General features: G+C 55.6%; 15 protein-coding genes. 6 read left to right on the forward strand and 9 right to left on the reverse strand.

The features are described 5' to 3' along the window. Nucleotides 1-24 precede the first annotated feature (24 nt). Complete coding sequence (locus tag H6F75_RS18225) at nt 25-4,074, forward strand: hypothetical protein (RefSeq protein ID WP_190753861.1); 4,050 nt, start codon at nt 25-27, stop codon at nt 4,072-4,074. Between the two features lie 234 nt (nt 4,075-4,308). After that, nucleotides 4,309-5,604 carry an adenylosuccinate lyase gene (gene purB / locus H6F75_RS18230; RefSeq protein ID WP_190753862.1) on the forward strand — a complete coding sequence of 432 codons (1,296 nt, stop codon included), beginning with the start codon at nt 4,309-4,311 and terminating at the stop codon, nt 5,602-5,604. 333 nt (nt 5,605-5,937) lie between these two features. Here purB and H6F75_RS18235 read toward each other — a convergent pair whose 3' ends face one another. Beyond that, on the reverse strand, nt 5,938-6,492 hold the full coding sequence (locus tag H6F75_RS18235) for a DoxX family protein (protein ID WP_190753863.1): 555 nt from the start codon (nt 6,490-6,492) through the stop codon (nt 5,938-5,940). A 561-nt stretch (nt 6,493-7,053) separates the two neighbouring features. Here H6F75_RS18235 and H6F75_RS18240 point away from each other — a divergent pair. After that, nucleotides 7,054-7,512 carry a hypothetical protein gene (locus H6F75_RS18240; RefSeq protein WP_190753864.1) on the forward strand — a complete coding sequence of 153 codons (459 nt, stop codon included), beginning with the start codon at nt 7,054-7,056 and terminating at the stop codon, nt 7,510-7,512. A gap of 80 nt (nt 7,513-7,592) precedes the next feature. On the opposite strand, the gene H6F75_RS18245 is transcribed toward H6F75_RS18240, so the two are convergent. Both H6F75_RS18245 and H6F75_RS18250 read right to left on the reverse strand, forming a co-directional pair. After that, complete coding sequence (locus tag H6F75_RS18245) at nt 7,593-8,690, reverse strand: hypothetical protein (protein ID WP_190753865.1); 1,098 nt, start codon at nt 8,688-8,690, stop codon at nt 7,593-7,595. 116 nt (nt 8,691-8,806) lie between these two features. Beyond that, nucleotides 8,807-10,102: a hypothetical protein gene (locus tag H6F75_RS18250; protein ID WP_190753866.1), complete on the reverse strand. Its 1,296-nt coding sequence runs from the start codon at nt 10,100-10,102 to the stop codon at nt 8,807-8,809. A 558-nt stretch (nt 10,103-10,660) separates the two neighbouring features. On the opposite strand from H6F75_RS18250, the gene murF reads away from it, so the two are divergent. Continuing rightward, nucleotides 10,661-12,010: a UDP-N-acetylmuramoyl-tripeptide--D-alanyl-D-alanine ligase gene (gene murF / locus H6F75_RS18255; RefSeq protein ID WP_190753867.1), complete on the forward strand. Its 1,350-nt coding sequence runs from the start codon at nt 10,661-10,663 to the stop codon at nt 12,008-12,010. 69 nt (nt 12,011-12,079) lie between these two features. Here murF and H6F75_RS18260 read toward each other — a convergent pair whose 3' ends face one another. From H6F75_RS18260 to H6F75_RS18270, 3 genes are all read right to left on the reverse strand, one after another. Next, the gene (locus H6F75_RS18260; RefSeq protein WP_190753868.1) at nt 12,080-13,237 is read right to left on the reverse strand and encodes a DUF3086 domain-containing protein; all 1,158 of its coding nucleotides are present in this window, start codon (nt 13,235-13,237) and stop codon (nt 12,080-12,082) included. Between the two features lie 65 nt (nt 13,238-13,302). After that, the gene (locus H6F75_RS18265; RefSeq protein WP_347710672.1) at nt 13,303-13,689 is read right to left on the reverse strand and encodes a DUF3119 family protein; all 387 of its coding nucleotides are present in this window, start codon (nt 13,687-13,689) and stop codon (nt 13,303-13,305) included. Nucleotides 13,690-13,771: 82 nt separating this feature from the next. Beyond that, a complete protein-coding gene (locus tag H6F75_RS18270; protein WP_190753869.1) occupies nt 13,772-14,569 on the reverse strand; it encodes an MlaE family lipid ABC transporter permease subunit in 798 nt (265 codons plus the stop codon). Between the two features lie 316 nt (nt 14,570-14,885). On the opposite strand from H6F75_RS18270, the gene H6F75_RS18275 reads away from it, so the two are divergent. Both H6F75_RS18275 and H6F75_RS18280 read left to right on the forward strand, forming a co-directional pair. Continuing rightward, on the forward strand, nt 14,886-16,475 hold the full coding sequence (locus H6F75_RS18275; RefSeq protein ID WP_190753870.1) for a pitrilysin family protein: 1,590 nt from the start codon (nt 14,886-14,888) through the stop codon (nt 16,473-16,475). A 154-nt stretch (nt 16,476-16,629) separates the two neighbouring features. Next, the gene (locus H6F75_RS18280) at nt 16,630-18,078 is read left to right on the forward strand and encodes a pitrilysin family protein (RefSeq protein WP_190754179.1); all 1,449 of its coding nucleotides are present in this window, start codon (nt 16,630-16,632) and stop codon (nt 18,076-18,078) included. A 10-nt stretch (nt 18,079-18,088) separates the two neighbouring features. On the opposite strand, the gene H6F75_RS18285 is transcribed toward H6F75_RS18280, so the two are convergent. From H6F75_RS18285 to H6F75_RS18295, 3 genes are all read right to left on the reverse strand, one after another. Next, on the reverse strand, nt 18,089-20,551 hold the full coding sequence (locus H6F75_RS18285; protein WP_190753871.1) for a serine/threonine-protein kinase: 2,463 nt from the start codon (nt 20,549-20,551) through the stop codon (nt 18,089-18,091). Nucleotides 20,552-20,653: 102 nt separating this feature from the next. Next, complete coding sequence (locus tag H6F75_RS18290; RefSeq protein WP_190753872.1) at nt 20,654-20,815, reverse strand: hypothetical protein; 162 nt, start codon at nt 20,813-20,815, stop codon at nt 20,654-20,656. A 116-nt stretch (nt 20,816-20,931) separates the two neighbouring features. Beyond that, nucleotides 20,932-21,402, reverse strand: coding sequence for an ester cyclase (locus H6F75_RS18295; RefSeq protein ID WP_199303998.1), 471 nt, complete (start codon nt 21,400-21,402; stop codon nt 20,932-20,934). Nucleotides 21,403-21,450 lie beyond the last annotated feature (48 nt).

Here is a 21,450-nt window from a genome sequence, read left to right on the forward strand (position 1 = left end):
ATTCATTGAATTCAATAGACCCCTATGTCTAATACGCCCCCCACTGTTCTGCAACTGGCCCGTCAGGGTGACCCAGAGGCGATCGCGGCTCTGATGAATCGCCACCTGGAGGCTCAGGGTATCACTGCCCACGTAGTGCAACACGACAGCACCCTCCAGGTGAACCTAGAGGCTGCCCAAATTCCTAATCAGGCCGATCTGGTCGCCTACGTTAAAAAGGGCGTTACCGGGCTGGAGTTAGCCACCGTTCAACAGCTGACTGTCAGCGGTAAACAGCTGGGGGCTGACACCAGCGCCTGGAGCGAAAGCCTGGTACTGCAAGACTCTCCGGTTAGCGATCTGGACTTTGACCTGGGTCTAGCACCGGCCCCGGCCAGCGATGACCTCGACCTCGGGTTTGACCTCGACAATACCAATGGTGCCGACCTCGATCAGCTAGGCGACTTTGACGCGTCCCTAGGCAATGACTTTGGCGGTGCCGACCTCGATTTGGGGTTTACCGATAGCCCCAGCGACCTAGACCTCGATTTAGGGTTTACCGATAGCTCCAGCGATCTAGACCTCGACGCCCCAGCCGACTTTGACCTGAGCTTTACCGATAATAGCGCTAGCGACTTTGATCTCGATCTGACCGACACTAGCCTCTCTGAAAGCAGTACCGACCTAGGGGTCACTGATGATTTTGGCCTAGAGTTTACCGGCACCTCTGCCGACGCCAGCGATCTCGATTTCGATCTAGGTCTTGGTGAAGAGCCGAGCGATGCTGGAGCCACCGATTCCGAAAGCAGCACCGACCTGGGGGCCACCGATGATTTTGGCCTAGAGTTTACCGACACCTCTGCCAATGCCAGCGATCTCGATTTCGATCTAGGTCTTGGTGAAGAGCCGAGCGCTGCTGGAGCTACCGATCTAGACTTTGACCTAGAGTTCTCAGAGCCTGCCGCTACCGGGTCTGCCGCTGATTTTGATCTCGACCTGGCCCTAGCCGATGCCCCTGCCGCTGACCTGAGCTTTACCGAAGACTCGACGAGCACAGCTCCCAATGACACTGAGCTGGACTTTGACCTAGACCTTGAGGAGGCACCCGCCAACACCGCCAACAACCCAGATCTTGACTTAGACTTCATCGATACGCCCGAGGAAGGTGCTTCAGCAAGCGATTTTGACCTCGATTTAGGCATGGGCGACCTCGCTATGGGTGATGAAGTCGCTAGAGCGCCAGTCGATGATTTGGACCTGGATCTAGGCCTAGACCCATCACCCACAGTCGGAGCTGACACCGGTCTAGATTTTGATTTGGATGGTGAGAACTCCATCACTAGTGACGCCTTGGATTTGGATCTTGGCCTCAATGACGATGATTTAGACCTGGATCTAGGCCCAGACTCATCACCCACAGTCGGAGCTGACACCGGTCTAGATTTTGATTTGGATAGCGAGAACTCCATTACTAGTGACGCCTTGGATTTGGATCTTGGCCTCAATGACGATGATCTAAACCTGAATCTAGGCCCAGACCCATCACCCACGGTCGGAGCTGACACTGGTCTAGATTTTGATTTGGATGGCGAAGATCCCATCACTAGTGATGCCTTGGATTTGGATCTTGGCCTCAATGACGATGATTTAGACCTGGATCTAGGTCCAGACCCATCACCCACGATCGGAGCTGACACCGGTCTAGATTTTGATTTGGATGGCGAAGACCCCATCACTGATGATGCCTTGGATTTGGATCTTGGCCTCAACGACGACGATCTAGACCTGGATCTAGGCCCAGACTCATCACCCACGGTCGGAGCTGACACCGGTCTAGATTTTGATTTGGATGACGAAGACCCCATCGCTACTGATGCGTTGGACTTGGATCTTGGCCTCAATGATGTGCCCACCGGAGCGGGCGATGAACTCGACTTTGACCTAGGCACCGACACCAGCGACCTTGACTTAGATTTTGCCGCTGCCGATCAGGCCGCTTTAGATTTAGAAGCTCAGCAATGGGCTGCTGCCGGTGGCACTGAGGAGGTGGCGGACTTTGGTCTCGACCTTGAGAGCAGCCCAGAACTGAGTGAAACGGTTGGGGATCAGGCTGCGATCGCAGCCGACGACCTCGACTTTGATCTCAATGCCCCTGCTGCTCCCCCCACAGCCCCTGACGTCGACATCGATCTAGATGACCTTTGGAGCAGTAGCGACGTCAGTCCAGATCTGGGCATCACTTCCGCCGCAGGCCCAGCAGACAGCACCGCTGCCCCCTGGGCCGACGATGTGTCTGGAATGGATGGCTTAGTCGACTTTGACGAAGATTTGAGTGACGAAGCCATTCTCGCCGACGATTTCACCAACTTAGAGGACGTTCCCAGCGACCTGGATTTTCCTGGCACAGAACCAGACCCTCTAGCGGCTACCGAGTTCGACGCCGGCTTAGATCTAGAACTGGATGCAGGATTCGATCCAGAAGCACCGATGGTTGAGGAAAGCACACCCGATGCCTATACATTTCCTGACCTCGATCTAGGCATCGATACCACCGATTCAAACCTGGAAGCGGGTTCAGAGCCTCTACCCCCCGAGTTGTTGATTCCAGACGAGTTAGCGTTTGAGGATTTAGGCGCGGCTGCCGATCTAGACCTCACAGAACCCGCTGCCTTTGCAGGCGGCGACTGGACTACCGACGAACCCGATCTGACTATCGATGCTGACACTGACCTAGGCGCCTACGACGATATGGGTACCTACGGTGATCTAGGGACTTACGACGATCTAGGCACCGCTGACTTGGCCGCCGTTGACCCTGACCTAGCCGAAGGCGATCTCAGTGATGAAGCGATCGATACCCCCTTCTCAAGCGACTTTGATCTAGAAGCCGGTTCCGAAGATCTAGTTCTAGAGCCCCTTGGCATGGACGCCTTCATCCCCGAGGAAAACGGCTTGGATTTCTCCGAGACCGATACCCCCTTGTGGGCAACGGAGGACAACAGCTTTGACCCCAACCTGGTGCTAGACTCTCCCGCCGACTTCGGGGCCGAACCAGAGAGCGTCTTCGATCCTGGCCTGACCTTCGATGCTCAAGCTGAGGATCCTTATACTACGCCAAATCCCTTTGCGGCTGAGCCCTACGAAACAGGTTTTGAGGCCGACGCCGATATGCCTTTCTCAACTATGGAGTTGGACCAAACCGTCGACGGCGACTTTATGCCTGACCTCGCTATGGTTGACAACCCAAGCGCCGTTGACGCGGCCTTTCTAGAGCAGCCCGAGGATTATTCTGCTGGGGCTATACCGGCTGCTGGCCTTGGGCTCAGCAATGACATCGCAGATGATCCAGCGTTTGAGCCCGTTGAGTTTGGCAACGACGAGTTTGAGTCCCCCGGTTTCGAGTCCGCAGGGCCAAGCGATGAAGGCTTTGAGACCGACTTCGGCACCGAGGGCTTTGCAGATGAAGGCTTTGGGAACACAGGTTTTGATGATGAAGGTTTTGATGATGGGGTCTTCAACGACAGTTCCTTAGATAGCAACGGCTTCATCCAAGACCGCAATGGGGTGGTCTTAGCCGATGATGAACCCGACGCTACCGACGACTTCATTCAAGAGTTTGGCTCAGACCCCTCTACCCACGTATCTCTCACTCCAGACCAGTTTAACGACGACGGCAGCGTCCGTCGGTCAGGTGGAAGATCTGGCTTGCCCATGCGCTTGATCATCGGCTTGGGCCTGGGGGCTCTGGCCCTAGCTTTGGTCGGCCTGCTGCTCAACGGGCTGCTTGGCCGATTGCGGCAGCCTACTCCAGGAGGAGACCCTGCAATCACCGAGCCTGCTGCACCTCCAGTTGACCCGGCTGCTGTACCCGAAGATGAGCTGTTTAGGCAAGCGGTCAATGCGGCTCAAACCGCCGCCAACCAGGCCCAAACCGCCAGTACCCCAGCCCAGTGGCAGGAGGTAGCCAACGCTTGGGCCCGCGCTATTGAACTCATGCAGCGAGTTCCAGCCTCTGACCCCAACTACGCCACTGCCCAGCAAAAGGCGGTCGACTATCAGCCTAACCTTGACTACGCCCGGCAAAACGCTCAGTAGTCGCAGTAACCTCTCTTGACAAGCAAAGTGAGCGGTTGCAGGTGCAGCCGTTCAAACCTGCTTAACTGCCACAGCGGTTAGTGGGTTTTGCAGCGGTTATTGGAGCAATTATCAATCGGCTACCTGATGTTGGCAAAGCGCCATCCAAGGCCCAAGGCATGAAGTATAGTGCTTCAATTTTCCACAGCCTAGGGCCGCCGGGTAGAATGGGACGGTTGTATTCTGACCAAAGCCTTGATTGAACGCTACACCCTGCCCGAAATGGGCGATCTTTGGACCGACGACTATAAATTTAAGACCTGGTTGCGAGTCGAAATTGCAGTGTGCGAAGCCCAGGCCGAGCTGGGCTACATTCCCCAGGAAGCGGTCGAGGAAATCAAGGCCAAGGCCAAGTTTGACCCCAAGCGCATTCTTGAAATTGAGGCTGAGGTGCGCCACGATGTGATCGCCTTTCTGACCAACGTCAACGAATATGTGGGCGACGCAGGGCGCTACATTCACTTGGGCATGACCAGCTCCGACATGCTGGATACAGCGCTATCGCTGCAGCTTGTAGACAGCCTTCAAGTCATCATGATCCATGTGGAAAGCCTGATTCAAGCAATTCGCTATCGGGCCCAGGAGCACCGCGACACAGTGATGATTGGCCGCTCCCACGGTATTCACGCGGAGCCAATTACCTTTGGTTTTAAGCTGGCTGGCTGGCTGGCCGAGATGCTGCGCCACCGGGAGCGGCTGACCCATCTACAGGATGCGATCGCCGTTGGCAAAATCTCTGGTGCAGTGGGCACCTACGCCAACATTGACCCCAAGATTGAGGCTCTGGCCTGCCAAAACTTGGGCTTGCGCCCTGATACCGCCTCTACCCAGGTAATTTCCCGCGACATCCACGCCGACTTTATGAACGCTCTGGCTCTGCTGGGGGCCTCCATCGAGCGGTTTGCGGTCGAAATCCGGAACCTGCAGCGCACCGACGTGCTAGAAGTGGAGGAATTTTTCTCCAAAAAACAGAAGGGCTCGTCGGCTATGCCCCACAAGCGCAACCCAATTCGCTCAGAACGGCTGACTGGTATGGCACGTCTCTTACGGGGCAATGCTATGGCGGCACTGGAAAATGTGGCTCTGTGGCACGAGCGCGATATCTCCCACAGTTCCGTAGAGCGGGTGGCCTTTCCCGACAGCTGCATCCTGACTCACTTTATGCTGGTGGAGACGACTGAGCTGATTAAAAATCTGCTGGTCTACCCCGAAAATATGGCCCGCAATATGAATGTCTATGGCGGAGTGGTATTTAGCCAAGGGGTACTGCTAGCTTTGGTTGACAAAGGGCTAGCGAGGGAAGAGGCCTATGCGATCGTGCAGTCGTGCGCCCACCAGGCCTGGAACACCGACGACGGCAACTTTCGCGGGCTGATTGAGGCAGACGAGCAGGTGACGGCCCACCTATCGAAGGCAGAAATTGACCTCTGCTTTAGTCCTGAGCGCCACCTGCGCAACCTCGACCAGGTCTACCAACGTTTGGGAATTTGAGCCGAGTCGCTCAGCTGTAGCTGACGGATCAGACAAACCAAAGCTTTTTTGCGATAGCTAGTACGCCTCGCCCTGGCCTCACCCACCTAGGAGAGGCCAGCTTTTTCTAGCGCCCTTTCTCACTTCGGATCACCAATAACTGAATTGACAACCGGAGATAGCGCAGTAGGATTTCTAAGCTTTTTGCCCAACAGCCCCAATGTGGCTTGCATGGTGCTGCTGCATCGATGAGACTAGGTGTTCCTTCGGGTTGTTTAGGAACCCCCATATCTAGTGCCCGAGACAAAGCCCCTAGCGCAGTACCAAGGGAATTGAGGAAACCAACAAGACAGATTACAAAGTCGACTTGGTGCCAGACTTGGCCTCATTCGACCGCCGAAACACATCTTCTAAGGAAGCGCGCTTGCCATTGGTTTGGTTAGTGCGCAGTCTGTTGAGCACGTTGGCCAGCAGCGCATCTAGCGAGAATCGACCTCCACCGTTGATTACAAAGAACAGGAAGGTGGCGGCATAGAGGGCAGACAGCTCCAAGTAAGGAATACTGAACCCCGCTACTTTGATGTGGTGATACATCGCCACCAGCATGGTGAAAACCAGCCCCATAGCGGCAGGACGAGTCAAAAATCCTAGGGCCACCAGAGGAGCACCAATCAGCTCAGTGAAGGCTGCCATGTAGCTCAGAGTGATGGGGAAGGGCAGACCTAGATAGGCCACGTAAGCATTAGCAAAGCTTTCAATGTTGGCTAGCTTGTCAAGGCCGTTATGAACCATAACAATACCGGCAACCACTCTCAGAATTGTCCAAGAAATCTGAAAAGCGGTGTTAGTGGACTGATTGGGCTGAAGCGCAAGGCCGCCCAAGGCTAGAAGGCGTTGCTGAGCAATCATAGGAGTTTAGGAAACTTAATATCGTTATTAATTATCCTAACGAAGTTTTAAGGGAAGTAAAGGGTCCGCCTACTGCAATTTGCTTTCTCCACAAAAAAACCAGTTCTAGCCCAGCGGCAGAAATTAACCCAATAGCGTGATCTGACCATTCCGGAGCGATCGCACCAAAATTCAAACCATTTGGCCCTCCACCTCCCTACAGTCTTCAAGGGCGATCGCTCGGCTTACCCTTTAACCCTGCCGGGCCATTGTCTAAGCGGCGCGGCTGACATCGCTACCATTAGCAAATATGGCTGCATAGGCAAAGCCAGCGTTTAAGTTTGCAGCTACATTCCCTCGACGCAGACCATGGTATTGCGCCTTAAATCAGCTCGGGCCGACAAGTTAAGATCTCCTATGTGCCCTGGAGCAGATTAATGGATCCTAAAAGCAGAGCTACAAGCTGTAAGGAATTCTGAGGCCAGTGTTAACTTTTTTATCTAGTTGTCGCTCCACCTTGTGAGAGGGCGTAACGGAACTTGATAATTAATTTAGAAACGCAGATAAATCAAGGACACACCCATGGGTTTAATCAAGTCGATTTTTGGGGCGATCTTTGGGCTGCTTGGCGGCATCTTCAAAACCGTTGGCGGCCTGGTAGGTCTAGGCAAAAAGTCTGAGTTTTTCATGGAACTCGATGAATCTGACAGCAGCGCCCAATCGGCGCCTGCTCTCACAGCCCCTGCTAAGGCTGAGTCTGTAGCTGCTCCAGCAAAGGCAGCGACTAAAGCCCTAGCCAAGGTTTCAGACAAGGCAGCAACTAAAGCTCCAGCAAAGGCTTTAGCAAAAGCAGCGGCCAAAACCCCAGCTAAAGCTGCCCCTGCTCCCGCCCCAGTAGCAACGGCACCCGCTGAGCCAGTTCCTACCGCCTTTGCCTCTACCTACCTCACCACTGTAGGTACGTCCCTACCCCGTCGTCGCCGTCCCGGTCCTAGCCTGTCTCCTTTTTTGAATATGGCTAAGCAGGTCAAGACCCGCTAAACCAACAACGCTACGCATGCGCCAGGGATAATTTAGAAGTTCAGGATTGACGGCTAACAACTAGCCCTTAACCCTGAACTTTATTTTTTTGACCCTCTAGCTTCTGCCTTCACTACAAACCGTAGACCGCTGTACAGGTGAAAGGCCGCATCCCAGGGCGAGGGCAGCGATCGCCCCATTTCCACCTGGTTCTCAAAAGCCGGCAGTAGTTCTATCAAATCCAGGGCGCTTTCCCCAAAGCCGCTGAAATCGGTGAGCGGGGCTGAAGCGATCCGGGCTGCAAAGTAGCTTTTCATGGCTTTCCAAGCGGTAGCAGCAATCAAGGGTGATGGAAACGATTCTGCTGGGGGCATTGGCATTGCCTCACGAAACTTGTAGGTGCGATCGCACAGTCGCAGCACGCAGCCGCGCCCGTGCAGGTGCCAGTCGATCACCTCACCATAGTCTTGGGTAGTATCTTTGCGCCTGAGCTTGCCACGCACATCTAAATCCACCACTGATTCATAGACAGGCAGCTGCCCCACGACCCATTGAGTGATGTCACCCCAAGTGAGCTGAATGGTGCCCTGCTGGCCTGCACTATTCAGGCAAATCACCGTCAACTCTGGCTCCACTGCGCGAATCGCCTGCACCCGAAAGGTGTCTACCTCCTTGACCTGATCCACCGTAGCCCAGCGGGCAGGAGTACCTTCGGCCTGAAGCTGTTCGCAAAAGTACTGAGTCTCTCCCGCTGGGCCGACTCGCAGCAGTCGCCAGTGCTTGCTGGGCAGCCGGGTTCTGGCCGTGTAAGCATCAATCTGCATAACTCGGGCTAGGCCTTGGGCTGCCGGTTCTCGGCGATCGCCCGTCACCGGCTCTAGCACCAGCATGGCCGTCGCTGCCGCTCCCGGCTGCTGCTTAGCAGCGCTCAGGTCGTGCTCTCGACGCTGGGCCATCCGATCTCGCACCCGTTTCACGCCCTCCCGCGCCTGGCTCAGCACTTTAGTGTTGGCGGTGCTTTGCAACAGCTGGGTATAGGTAATCTGGGCCTTTTCTAGCTCGGTCTTGGCTTCCCAATATTGCCCCATGGCCAGCTTAAGCCAAGGATCTTGCGGCGTTTTTTGCTGCCACTGCTTAATCAACTGGGCTGCCTGGGTCAACTGCTGAGCCCCAAGGGCGGCAGAAACAAGGTCGTACATAATGGGCAATGGAGATCTGCACGTGGTACGACTCTAGCATTTGCGCTCGGGCTAGATTCGGGTATGCGGCTGGTTAGATAGCGCTCGCCGCTGCTGAGCTGGGCTACAGCAGCACCCTATCGGGCCCCAGCATGGGACAGATCAACGCTGCCGAAGTTAAGGCTAAGGGCAATGTTGATATTTTCAAACATATTGATCAACCAGGCCACCGTTTCGCTGGAGGCAGTTTCGTAGTGATTAAACAACAGTGAAAACCGCCGCTCTAAGAAAGGCCTGACCTTTTGGCAAATCAGCAAAATTCTGAGCAGTAGTCCCGTGGTGTGCACTGGCCCGAGGTTGTTGATTAAATCAAGGAATACGTAGTGTTGCCGGCCAGCGCTGGGGTCAACCACCAAAAAGTTGAACAGGTTGCTACAAGTACGTACCTTGAGAAAGTCATCCATCGGATTGCTGTCGCTGTCGGTAAAGGCAGACAGCAGGTGGTCTTGCAGCATGGCTTTGAACTGTCGCTGACCGTAGTCGGCATCGACATCGGCAATGATGTAGTCAAACAGGTCTTCTTTGAACTGCCGAAACGACACCCCATGATTGTGGTTGAGTAAGAAACGTTGGGCTCCGTCGCGATAGCTTTGGCCGTGATCACGGCGGCGAGCAAAGTGCTTGAGCGACGAGACCAGCTCTTTATCGTTTAATAAGGTGGGGTTGGGCACCATTCGCAGCCGCTCAGCAAAGTCCGTCTGCCCCTGGCGATGCAGTCTCCCCCGGCGCACTCGATAGGTGACGTAGTGGCTGAGGTCAACCTCAAATTTGTGCTGAGCCTCAACCTGCATGTGACGTACGTACTGCTGATGTTGGAGGTCGCTATCTTCAGTCACCAGACAGTGCTCATAAAGATAGGGATAGCGGTTGATTAACGACCCCAAGGGCACGGCCTCTGCCTGCCGATTGCGGGGTAGGGCAGAGTGGCGAGCCTCAATGACACGCGCCAATCGCTTGAGGGCGAGATACTGCTCCGTGTCCCGAAAGTCCTGAGTGACTTGGCGCAAGCGGCGAATGGGCCTCGATCGCGACAGCTCGGACACCCGATCGGCAGGCACAGACTCTAGCAGCTCAATCAAGATAGGAATAGCCGGCTGCAGTTGAGTGTTGGTTTGCCAGCGGTTGATGAGAATGTGGCAGCAACGGTTGAGGATGAACCGAAAATACTCTTCAATCTCTTGACAGGCTAGCAGGCGATCGAGGGCTGCTACGACATCGCGATCGGGGTAGCCAAACCCGTCAAGGAAGAGCGCCTGAAACCGATCGAGCATGGCGTCAGGAGACTCAACGCTGACGCAGGCCAACAGATGACTGTAGAGACACTGCTCGTCAGCGGTGGTAATTCGATTGTTAGAGGTCGCTTTTGTCTTCACGGCTTTACCGCCCTTGCCCCACCAACAGATGAGCTTAGTAAACTAAGCCCATACGGACTGCGATGAGAAGAATTTTGATGCTCAGCTCACTAGCTAAAGTACGAACTTAAAAGATGCACGGTTTGATGGCAGCAACAGTCCTTAGGCTTATTAAAGACGATAGACAACCCTGGTCGCGTCAGTTTTTACACTAGGCTGTCGTTTGCGTATCTTAAGATTACTGCGTGAATTTTCTAGTTTCGGCGATTATGTCGCGAGCGTTAACGAAGCTCTGGTAAAATTCTTTACCTAACCATGAGGCAGTAGTAAACCCTGTTGAAGTTAGAATACCCATACCCCTAAGCTGCTCACCGAAAAGCATGAGTTCAAGCCTTGCCTGTAGGCTAGCCCTGAACTGCGGGCAGTTTACCGAGATCTAGGCAAGGTCAGCTTCCTGCACCTGAGGAGGCGCCTGACAGCCGGGGTCCGAATTCCTTTACAATCAGTACACTTTGCGACGAGATCGGGCCAAAACTTGGCGTACCGTAGACGTTGCTACAGCTTACCATCGTTAACTCTATGGGCTTTTCATCATTAGCTACCCTAGCCGCAGCTATGCAGGCACCTCTAGATCATGTGCCGCCTGTTCGCCGAGAAAGTTATGTAGCAAATATTACTACCGATAGTCGCGACATCCGAGAAAATGCTCTCTTCATTGCGCTGACGGGCGATCGCTTTGATGGGCATGGCTTTGTTGAAGCGGCGATCGCTCAAGGTGCCATAGCGGCGGTGGTTGAGCAGGACAAGATCATCCCCCATCTGCCCTGCTTGCCAGTGGCCGATACTCTCGTAGCTTATCAAGCCCTGGGGCATTGGTGGCGTGCCCAACAGCAGGCCAGTATCGTAGCAATCACTGGGTCGGTGGGCAAAACCACCACCAAGGAATTGCTTGCGGCGGCCTTAGGCACCCAGGGACCGGTACACAAAACCCAAGCCAACTACAACAACGACATTGGTGTTCCTAAAACGCTGCTTCAACTTCGACCCGACCACGCCTTTGGAGTGATCGAAATGGGCATGCGGGGGCCAGGGGAGATTGCCCGGTTAGCCCGCATCGCCGTACCCGATGTGGCAGTCATTACCAACGTGGGTACAGCCCACATTGGCCGCCTGGGCTCAGAGCAGGCCATTGCTGACGCCAAATGCGAGCTGCTGGCTGAGTCGCCCCAGAGCATTGCTGTGCTCAACCATGACAACGCTAGGCTCTTAGCCACCGCGCGTACCGTGTGGGCTGGGCGCACCATTACCTTTGGCTTAGAGGGCGGCGATGTCCGGGGTCAGCTGGTGGATTCTGAAACCCTGGAGGTGCAGGGCGTACATGTACCGCTGCCGCTGCCGGGTCGCCACAATGCCCTGAACCTGCTAGCAGCGATCGCTGTTATGCAGGCTCTCAACCTCGACTGGCGGGTGCTCAGCCAAGGCATTTCAGTAGAGTTGCCCAGCGGTCGCGCCCGAAAAATTCTCTTACCAAACGACATTGTGCTGCTCGATGAAACCTACAACGCTGGAGTGGAGTCGATGACTGCGGCCCTTCACCTGCTAGCCGAAACCCCCGGTCAACGCCGGATTGCTGTGCTGGGCACGATGAAGGAGCTAGGGGAGCGATCGGTCGATTTGCACCGCCAAGTCGGGCAGGTCGTGGGCCATTTGGGACTGGACGCACTGTTCACCCTGGCCGATCCTGAAGAATCCTTAGCTCTAGCGGAGGGCGCAGCGGGCGTCAAGACCGCAAGCTTTGCCGACCACAAGTCTCTAGCCCAGCATCTGCAAGGGATGCTGCAACCGGGCGATCGCGTCTTGCTCAAGGCCTCGCGATCGGTTGCCCTCGATCAGGTAGTCGACACATTGACAACAGCCTTCAGTGACTAGGCCACACAATCTCTAGGCCTAGAACATGTAGCGGCTGTGTTCCTCGATTCTCCAGCATAAGGCGAGATGCTAGTAGTCATACTCAGCTACCGGGTTCAGGGGGTCGGGAGCAAAGGCCAGCCATAGCGGAAATTGCAGCAGCGCCAGACTGATTACCGACTCAGCTTCGTCGACCACGATAAAGGGTAGACCGTTATCAGCAGTAATGCGATCGGCCCTTTGGGCCAGCGGCTCTGGGGCATCAAACAGCATGACCCCCTGACCCGTACCAAAATCCGCGCGAGAAATTCCCAAACAGTCTTGGAGGCCCCGTCGCCATTCTCCCAAGCGCTCGGGGCTATTAGAGAGCACCAAAGTACGCAGGCGATTGCCGTAAAGGGCATACAAAATTGACAGTGCGGACGAGGCTACCAACACGTTTTGCAGCCGGCTGCCCATACTCTTAACCGCTCCCCGCCCGCCCTGGGCAAAGAACCAGTTAGACACCCGCTCGGCGTGGATGGGTTCAAAGGTGCGGCGTAGTTGCCAAAGAGGGCCATAGTAATCGGGGCGCATGCGGTACTGGTCGAGCAGGCTGCGAATACGCTCCGTTTGATCTTGAAAGGCGTTAGAGGCAAAGGCCGGCTGAGCCGAGACCGGCTCGGCAGCGGCTCGGCGGGGAGAAGTGCGGATAGCGGAGCGTTCGGCACCTGGCTCAGAACGAACATCCTTTGCAGAATCGCCCCTAGCGTCTATCCCCGACGCTGGGGTGGAGCGAGCTGCCGGAGTGATGTCGAGCTGCTCTGCCGCCACTGCCAGATCTTGTAGGCTACCTACCAGATAGTCCTTAAAGCCCTGCACCCGCACCGCTAAATCTTGGGATGCTCCGGCAAAGGTAGTGCGCATTTCAGCCTGAATCCGCTCCTGGCGACGCTCCAGCGTTTCAATTTCTTTTTGCAGATTGCGCTTGCGCTGCTCTAAGTCTGCCGTGCCTTGCTGCACCATCCGACCAATGTCAGTCTGAATTTTTTGAAACTGGTCTTGGGTCAAGCGGTTGTAGGTTGATTGCAAGTCAGCAATGCTGCGCTTGAGGTCAGTCTCCTGCTGCCGCAGAGCGTCAATGCGATTGCTCCAGTCTGACTTAAGTCCTGCTGAATCCGCACCCAAAGCCGAGCTAGCCTCGGGGCTGCCGTAGCTACTGGTACCACCTGGCCCCAGACTCGATTGTGATAGCTCCTCTGCGGTCATAACGGTTCCCATAGACCCTGTTGTCAGCCTATCAGATGAGGGCTTGGTTCGCCCCTTGGGGCCCGCTACTCTTCTTGGGCAGCCGCGCAGTGGGTTTCGAGGCAGGCGCGCAATTCGCTGGGGCTAAAAATAATTGGTAAAAAGTGAATGCTGTTGATTTCACGAAAGTAGAACAACACTGGCACCGGTTCCCAGAAAATCTCCCAATGCTGCCACTCCTCGTAAGGAAAGTGACGAATCAGCGTATCGCGTCGGTAAATATCTAGCGCGCTGTCGGTAAACCGTAGCGTCAGCGTCACGGCCTGCGCCAGCAAAAACAGGCCAAAGATGCCCACCAATGCTCCTAGCCAAATTTTCTCAAAGGCTAGCAATATTCCGAGACCGATCACTGTCAAAGGGATACGGTAGCTGGGAGGCAGGTCAGTATGGGTCGCTGTAGTGGTAGAAGTCACAATTCACAAAGATGAGGGTTTATCTGAAGTATAGGAGCATCTACCCCTGAGGCTGAAGAGGCGATCGCTGAATCAGCCGCCCTTAAAAGTTATTCATCACAGCGCTGCCGGTGCCTTGGAACATAATCCACGAGAGGAAAAAGTTGCTGATAAAAATAGCCAACAGCGCCGTCACGACGGCAGTGGTGGTCGATTGCCCAACGCCTTTGGCACCACCCGTAGTGGTCAGACCCCAGCTGGTGCCAATGATGGCAATTAGAATGCCAAAGAAAAACGCCTTGATAAGCGAGCTTACCAGATCCCAAATCGACAGAAAGTTTTTGGCCGAATCTAAAAAGACTGAATAGGGGATGCCGTACTGACTGGTGGCAATCAACAGCCCGCCGGTCATGCCGGTAATAAACGACAGCACATTCAACAGCGGCAGCATCAGGGCACAGGCAATTACCCGAGGAATCACCAGATAGTCGATAGGATCAGTCTTGAGAATTTGCAGGGCATCAATTTGCTCAGTAACGCGCATGGTGCCAATTTCGGCCGCGAAAGCGGACCCTACCCGCCCGGCAATAATCACCGCCGTCAGCACCGGGCCGAGCTCTCGGGCCAAGGTGAGGGCCAGCACGCCACCCACCGCGGATCCAGCCCCAAAGTTTAAAAATTCTCGCGTCACCTGGATGGTAAACACCATGCCCACAAAGGCGGCTGTGATGAGAGCAATCAGCAGGGATGCAGGCCCCACTGCAGCCATTTGATCTAAGGTATTGCGCCGATGCACCGGACGAGAAATCAAGTGAATGACAACCTGACCTGCTAAAAAGGTCGCGGCTAGAGCTCGTTGGGTCCACAGCTTCAGGTTTGTGCTATCTGCCACCTGTGTCAAGGCCTGACCCCCTTTTTGGAACGTAAGTAATCGTAAAGTTGAGTTCGTTGGGAGCTTGGGATTAGCCTGCTCCTAAAGAGTCCTATGCTGCTTGCGATCATTGAAGAGCAGGTCGGTTTAAGACTAATCCTAGAGGGGTTTAAGGCCCACTCAACCGTGGGTCTATGGGAACTTTACTGAGGATTTGAGGCTTTGACAACTGCCCCAAGGTCTAGCAGGAGGAACTCTAGCTACAGAGCGCGGAGTGTGGTCATTGTCTGTGAGACTCCACTATCCTGGAGGTCGGAGTCTAGCCTATCCCGTTTGAGTGCTGCTTATGAATGGAACACCGCCGACCGTCCCAGGATTTTGGGCCAGGTCAAGACATCGCTTCCGCCCAGCTTTAGTGGGTCTGGTAGCGCTAGTTGGCCTCTGGCTGTGGTGGCCCATTGCTCCAGCGGCGGCACGGGAGCCCCTGCAGACTGCCCAGGCTATTCAACCCTACCTGGATCGGGTGGCGGATGCCGTTACCGAGTTCACTCTCGATAACGGGATGAAGTTCATTGTGCTAGAGCGGCACCAGGCTCCAGTGGTGTCATTTATGATTCACGCCAACGTGGGCGCGGTGGATGAAACCGATGGCAAAACCGGTGTGGCCCACTATTTAGAGCACCTAGCTTTTAAGGGTACTAGCCGCATTGGCACCAAAGACTTTGCCGCTGAGCAACAGGTGATGACCCAGCTCGATGCGGTATTTAGCGACCTGCTGGCGGCTCAAACTGCTGGTGATACGGCCAAAGCGGCTGCGCTACAGGAGGAGTTGGTGGCGTTGCAGAAAGAGGCGGCTAGCTTTGTGGAGCAAAACCAGTACGGCCAAGTTATTCAGCAGGCGGGAGGGGTTGGCCTCAACGCCACCACCTCTGCCGATGAGACGCGCTATTTTTACAGCCTGCCCGCCAACAAGCTAGAGCTGTGGATGTCGCTGGAGTCGGAGCGGTTCCTTGACCCGGTGTTTCGCGAGTTTTACGAAGAAAAGGACGTCATTCTCGAAGAACGCCGCATGCGGGTGGACAACTCCCCGATTGGCACTATGATTGAGCGATTTTTGGAAGAGGCGTTTGTTAGCCACCCCTACCGTCGCCCCGTGATTGGCTACCAGGACGACCTCTTTGCGGCCACCCGTGAGGATGTGCAAACGTTTTATGACACCTACTATGGTCCTGCTAACTTAACCGCTGTGGTGGTAGGCGATGTTAACCCCACTGAGGTACAGCGCCTAGCGGAAGTTTACTTTAGCCGCTATACCCCTCGGGCGGTGCCACCCGAGCCTGCTATTGACGAACCACCCCAGACAGCAGCTAAGGAATTTTCGCTGGCATTGCCCTCAGAACCTTGGTACTTGGAGGGGTATCACCGGCCTAGTCTGCGCCACCCTGACCATGTGATCTACGGCATGATTGAGAGTCTGCTGATGGGAGGGCGAACGTCTAGAATTTACAAAACTGTGGTGGACGAGGCTCGCATTGCCTTGGATATCGGTAGTCTGAATGGATTTCCGGGCGATCGCTACGACAACATCTTTTTGCTCTACGGCCTCACAGCTCCCGGCCATACCCCCGAGGAGATTGGCACCCTGTTTGCCCAGGAGATAGACCGGCTTAAGCAGGAGCCCGTTAGCCCTGAAGAGCTAGATCGAGTAAAAACCCAGGCTCGGGCGGGGCTGCTGCAAAGTTTGGCCTCTAATGATGGGATGGCTTCGCTGCTGGCTGAGTACCAGGCTAAAACCGGCGATTGGCGGAATATCTTCAACAACCTCAAAGCCATTGAGGCGGTGTCGGCAGCAGATATTCAGCGGGTTGCGCAGACTCTATTTCGGCCTGAAAGCCGCACCGTAGGCAAACTAGTGCAGGCCCCGTCTGCCGAGTAGCCTAGGAGCCTATCAATTTGAGTCAGCCACCAGAACAGATGAGTGGCCTAGGCCGTTTTTAAGACATTCATATTTAAGACCTACGGTATTGGAACGCACAGTGATGAACGCGAACAGCTGGTTTATGGGTACCCGTCGAACCCTGCGGCGGGGCATGATGCCGCTGCTGGCCCTGGCCGGGCTGTTGGGGGTATTGCTGCTGGCCTGGCAGCCATCAGCTAGCGCCCTAACCCCGCGCCACTATGACGAGCTAGAGTTCCCGGCTCTGCGGGATATTGAGATTCCGGCCTATGAGCGCTATGAATTGCCCAATGGCCTGGTGGTGTACCTGCTTGAAGACCATGAGCTGCCGCTGGTGAGCGGCAGCGCTACCTTTCGCACTGGAGCGCGGTTTGAGCCTGCGGACAAAGTCGGGTTGGCCAATCTGACTGGCGATGCGATGCGACTGGGGGGCACGACCCGCTTGGATGCTGACTCCCTCAATCAGCAGCTTGAGCAGCGGGCCGCGTCGATTGAAACCGGCATTGACCTGAGTGAAGGCAGCGCCAACTTTAGTGCTCTCAGTGAAGACACCGCAGCGGTATTTGAACTGTTTGCCGATGTTGTGCAGCGGCCCGCTTTTGCCGATGACAAGATCGATTTGCTCAAGCGCCAGTATAGCGGCGGCATTGCTCGCCGCAACGACGACCCCGATGGTATTACGAGCCGCGAGTTTCGCAAGCTGGTGTATGGGGCCGATAGCCCCTACGCTCGCACCGTTGAGTACGCAACCCTGGCAGCGATTAGCCAGGAGGATATTGAGCAGTTTTATCAGGCTTCCATTCGCCCCGAGCATACCATTTTGGGCATTGTCGGTGACTTTGACAGCGCCCAAATGAAGCAGTGGATTGCTGATTATTTTGGCGAGTGGCAGGGTGTTGGAGAGGCGCTAGAGGATACGTTGCCGGCGGTAGAGCAGGCCAAAGCTGGCGTGTTTATGGTGTCGCAACCCCAGCTGACTCAGAGCTATGTGGAGCTAGGTCACCTGGGTGGGCAGCTCAACTACCCTGACCACGCCGCTCTAGCGGTGATGAATGAGGTGATGAACGGCTTTAGCGGCAGGTTGTTTAACGAGGTGCGATCGCGCCAAGGTTTGGCCTACTCGGTCTACGCCTACTGGGCTCCTCGCTATGACCACCCTGGACTATTTATTGGCGGGGGGCAAACCCGCTCTGAAGCTACAGTGCCCTTTATTCAGTCGACGCTGGCCGAGATCACCCGCATCCGCACTACTTCCATTACCGATGTAGAGCTAGCGCAAGCTAAAGATGCCGTGCTCAACAGCTTTGTGTTTAACTTCCAAAGCCCTGGTCAAACCCTAGCTCGGCTGATTCGCTACGAGTACTACGGCTACCCTCAAGACTTTGTGTTTCAGTTTCAAGACCAGGTGCGCGAAGCAACGGCCGCCCAGGTACAGGCCGCCGCCCAGGCCAGGCTCAATCCAGAGCAGCTGGTGATTTTAGTGGTTGGCAATCCAGCAGAAATTCAGCCGGGTCTCGATGCCTTGGCCCCAAATACTACGGTCACCCCGATCGACATCACCATTCCCCAGCCCCAGGCCTAGGGGCGCTGGCTCAGGAGTTGGTTTCGGTACTGCCGGTGTCAGCATCGCTGGTGGAAGCTTCTTCAGCGGTGGCAAACCAGTCGCCGGGCAGCATGCGGGTGTCGTCCTCAACTGCCTCAGGGTCATCCATGTCGTCGGTGGCCAGGCTGTCGACGCGCACGCCATAGGGGAGAAAACCGACAGCAGTGTCTTCCCCTGGGGCAGGCAGGCCCTCGGGCTGGGGCTGCGATCGCACCACCACTTCAATACTGCTGAGGTCAGCCAACACTTCCTCGGCCCGCTGGTAGCGATCGGTAAAGTCGTAGAGCACCAGCCGCGTGACGATGTCGCCAAATCTAGGATCGAGGTTAGGCGCCTCATGCCGCCAGAGCAGTTCCCCATTCACGTCGCGGCGCAGGGCGTAGGCTGGGATGCCAGTCAGGGCTTCGATGGCAGTAATGCCCAGCGCGTAGAGGTCACTGCCAAATTTGGGCAGCCCCGCCGACTGTTCGCTGGGCATATAGCCCTGGGTGCCCACCCCAATGGTCGAGGTGGAGGTGAGATTCACCCCCGTATCCGCCAGCTTGTTAGAAATTAGCTTGACAGCGCCAAAATCGATCAACACCAGCTGCCCATCCGCCTCGCGACGAATGATGTTAGACGGCTTGATGTCGCGGTGAATCACCCCCTGGTCATGCACAAAGGCCACCACCGGCAGCAGCCCTAGCAGCAAATCCAGCACGTAGGCCTGGGGCATAGGTCGGCGAGACGCTAGCTCATCCTTGAGCAGGCATCCCTCGATCATTTCTTCAACCAAGTAAAAAGAGTTCTGTGCCTCAAAATAGGCCAGAAGCCGCGGAATTTGCGGGTGGTGTCCCAATTTTTCCAGGGTTTCGGCTTCACCCTCAAAAAAGCGCCTACCCAAGCGGTGCGCCCTCGGGTCATTGCTGATAATCCGCAGCTGCTTCACTACGCAGATGGGTGAACCAGGGCGCTGGGTGTCTTCGGCCACGTAGGTTTCGCCAAAGCCCCCTGACCCCAGCAGCCGCACAATGCGGTAGCGGTTGGCCAGCAGCAGGCCGATTACCTCCGCCTCTCGCAGCTTGAGCAGATCTTGCAGGTCGTCTTGCTGACTGATGATTTCTTGAACGATAGGAGAAGTGACGTACTGCTCTAGGGTTTGACGCAGGCGCTGTTTGCGCAGCTGCTCGGTCACAATATCGGCCACGATGTAGGTGCTGCCCAGCACCATCAATCCCACGATAGGAGCACCTGTGGGTAGCAACAGACCTGCTCCCACAAAGGCTCCATAGCTCACCCAAAACCAACCACCTAGGCTAGCTGCCGTCCAGCCTAAGCGGGCGATGGGGCGATTAAACCGCCGCAGTAGCAGCACAAATCCGGCTCCGCCACCCAAAACTAACAGCCCCCGCAGCCAGGGGTTAGGAATTCCCATACGCAGGGCTTGACCATCGCGCAGGTTGGCAATGTCGGTGGCTAAAATTTCAACCCCGGCCATGGTTTCGGGGTGCAGCAGGGTTTCGGAAAAGGGGGCTTGGTGAAAGTCTTGCAGAAACTTGGCAGTGCCCCCAATCAGCACGATTTTGTCTTGAAAGTAGCGCCCGTTATCGAGGTAGTTGACCCAAGGGTCGGGGTCAAGGACCTGCCAAAAGGGGATGTGGTTAAAACTGCGAGTAGGCCCATAAAAGTCCATAAAGTTGCCCTGATAGGGGGGATGGTCAACCCCAGCGGCATCGAGGGTGGCCTCAGCAAAGGACTGAGTGTTCTCGGCCTCATTTCCGATCGTGCCGGGGTCGAGATCCGCCTGGCTCGCAATTAGACCATCTAAGTAGGTGCGCCCGTGGCGGTGAATACGGCCATCGGGCTCGATGGGAAAGTTGATGTTGCCGGTGTGAACGGGCGTGTTGAGCAGCTTTGGCAAGGGCTGGGTGGGGCGAACTAGAGCCCCCTGACGCACCTGAGCATCGTCGACCGAGCTGGCCAGCACGACACGATTGCCATAGCGAGCCAGCACATCGGCCAGGGCCTGGTCGTCAGCGGGGCCGTAGCTGCTATCAGAGAACATCAAAATATCCACCGCTACCGCCTTGGCCCCCGCCTCCAGCAGGCGTTCGATCGCGATCGCATGGGCCGTACGCTGCCATGGGCTACCCGCGATCGGCGCGAAATAGCTGTACTGTTCGGGGTTGGCGCGGTAATATTCGGCCTGCCCAAAGGATTCGTCATCCATTGCCAAAATGACAATGTCATCCGGAGGCGCTAAGGGGCCACGAATTTCAAAAAAAACCGTTTGCAGCCGTCGTTCCAGCAGTTGTACCGGCACCGAGTCGGTAGCCACGTGGGCCGCCACAAAACTCAGCCACAACCCCGCCAGCGAAATTTTTACCCAATCTCGCTTGATCTGTCGCTGCACCCAGCCTGTAATCCGAGAGGTGGCAAGGGCAGCAGTCTTAGTTTTGGAAGACGAGGTCATGGGCGATCGCAGCGAGGGCAACCCCTAGCTTAATCACCCCGCTGTCCTACTGGGGAACCTGTTTACGGAATCTTAGCCACGGCGGGACGGCCTGCCAATTTGCTATTGCCCGTTGGGGAGGGAAGACTGCACTCGCGCCGCGAAGGTTTGCAACAGCCCTGGTCCTAACTGGGGGTGGGGAACCATGTCAGCAAGAATCAACGTTGCCAGCAGAACAAACGCTAAACGGTTCCACTTAAAATCGCGATAGAGGCGAGTTTGCACAGGTTATATCCAGGTATGGAGCGCAGAAAAAGGCTCAACTAACTACAGGTTCGCTCAGTCAAAATCCTGACCGGATGGCGCTAGTTCATAGCCTCAGTGGAGAGCCGGCGCACCGGCTAAAACCAACGAGTTACAGCCCTGCGCAGCAGATGGGGCAGCAGTTTGGGCCCAGGTAAAAAGACTATGTCAAGCTGCTGCATCAGCCCCAGGGCATCGCCATGACCCCAGTGTTCAACAATCTTGCCGTTTTCTACTCGGTCAATGTGCATAACCGCAAGGCTGATCTGCCTGCCGGTGGGCGGTAAACCCTGAAAGGAGCCAAGATGGGTGGCCGTAAACGTGCCGCAGGTGACAACCCGATCGCCCGCGGCAACAATTTCATCAAACCTATGCTGACCCTGGCCAAAAGCCGTATAAAACGATAGACCGAACTGTTTAAAGCCTTCTCCGTCTAAGGGCTCAGGCATTCCCGCCAGGTGGGCAACGAAGTTAGGATCGAGCAAAGCCAGGGCACGATCGATGGTGCGCTCATCAAAGGCTTTGTAGAAACGAAGCACCAGATCCTGATTGGATTCTGTTGTCAGCATAGGTCGATCGCCAAAGCCATCAGAGGCAACAAAACTAAACTAAACGGT

Origin of the sequence: Nodosilinea sp. FACHB-131, from assembly GCF_014695395.1 — a bacterium.
GTDB lineage: Bacteria > Cyanobacteriota > Cyanobacteriia > Phormidesmidales > Phormidesmidaceae > Nodosilinea.

Excerpts from the sequence above, each read along its gene's own strand:
- H6F75_RS18225 (WP_190753861.1), top strand. The coding sequence starts at position 25 with ATGTCTAATACGCCCCCCACTGTTCTGCAACTGGCCCGTCAGGGTGAC.
- H6F75_RS18235 (WP_190753863.1), bottom strand. The coding sequence starts at position 6,492 with ATGATTGCTCAGCAACGCCTTCTAGCCTTGGGCGGCCTTGCGCTTCAG.
- H6F75_RS18240 (WP_190753864.1), top strand. The coding sequence starts at position 7,054 with ATGGGTTTAATCAAGTCGATTTTTGGGGCGATCTTTGGGCTGCTTGGC.
- H6F75_RS18245 (WP_190753865.1), bottom strand. The coding sequence starts at position 8,690 with ATGTACGACCTTGTTTCTGCCGCCCTTGGGGCTCAGCAGTTGACCCAG.
- murF (WP_190753867.1), top strand. The coding sequence starts at position 10,661 with ATGGGCTTTTCATCATTAGCTACCCTAGCCGCAGCTATGCAGGCACCT.
- H6F75_RS18260 (WP_190753868.1), bottom strand. The coding sequence starts at position 13,237 with ATGACCGCAGAGGAGCTATCACAATCGAGTCTGGGGCCAGGTGGTACC.
- H6F75_RS18275 (WP_190753870.1), top strand. The coding sequence starts at position 14,886 with ATGAATGGAACACCGCCGACCGTCCCAGGATTTTGGGCCAGGTCAAGA.
- H6F75_RS18280 (WP_190754179.1), top strand. The coding sequence starts at position 16,630 with ATGATGCCGCTGCTGGCCCTGGCCGGGCTGTTGGGGGTATTGCTGCTG.
- H6F75_RS18285 (WP_190753871.1), bottom strand. The coding sequence starts at position 20,551 with ATGACCTCGTCTTCCAAAACTAAGACTGCTGCCCTTGCCACCTCTCGG.
- H6F75_RS18295 (WP_199303998.1), bottom strand. The coding sequence starts at position 21,402 with ATGCTGACAACAGAATCCAATCAGGATCTGGTGCTTCGTTTCTACAAA.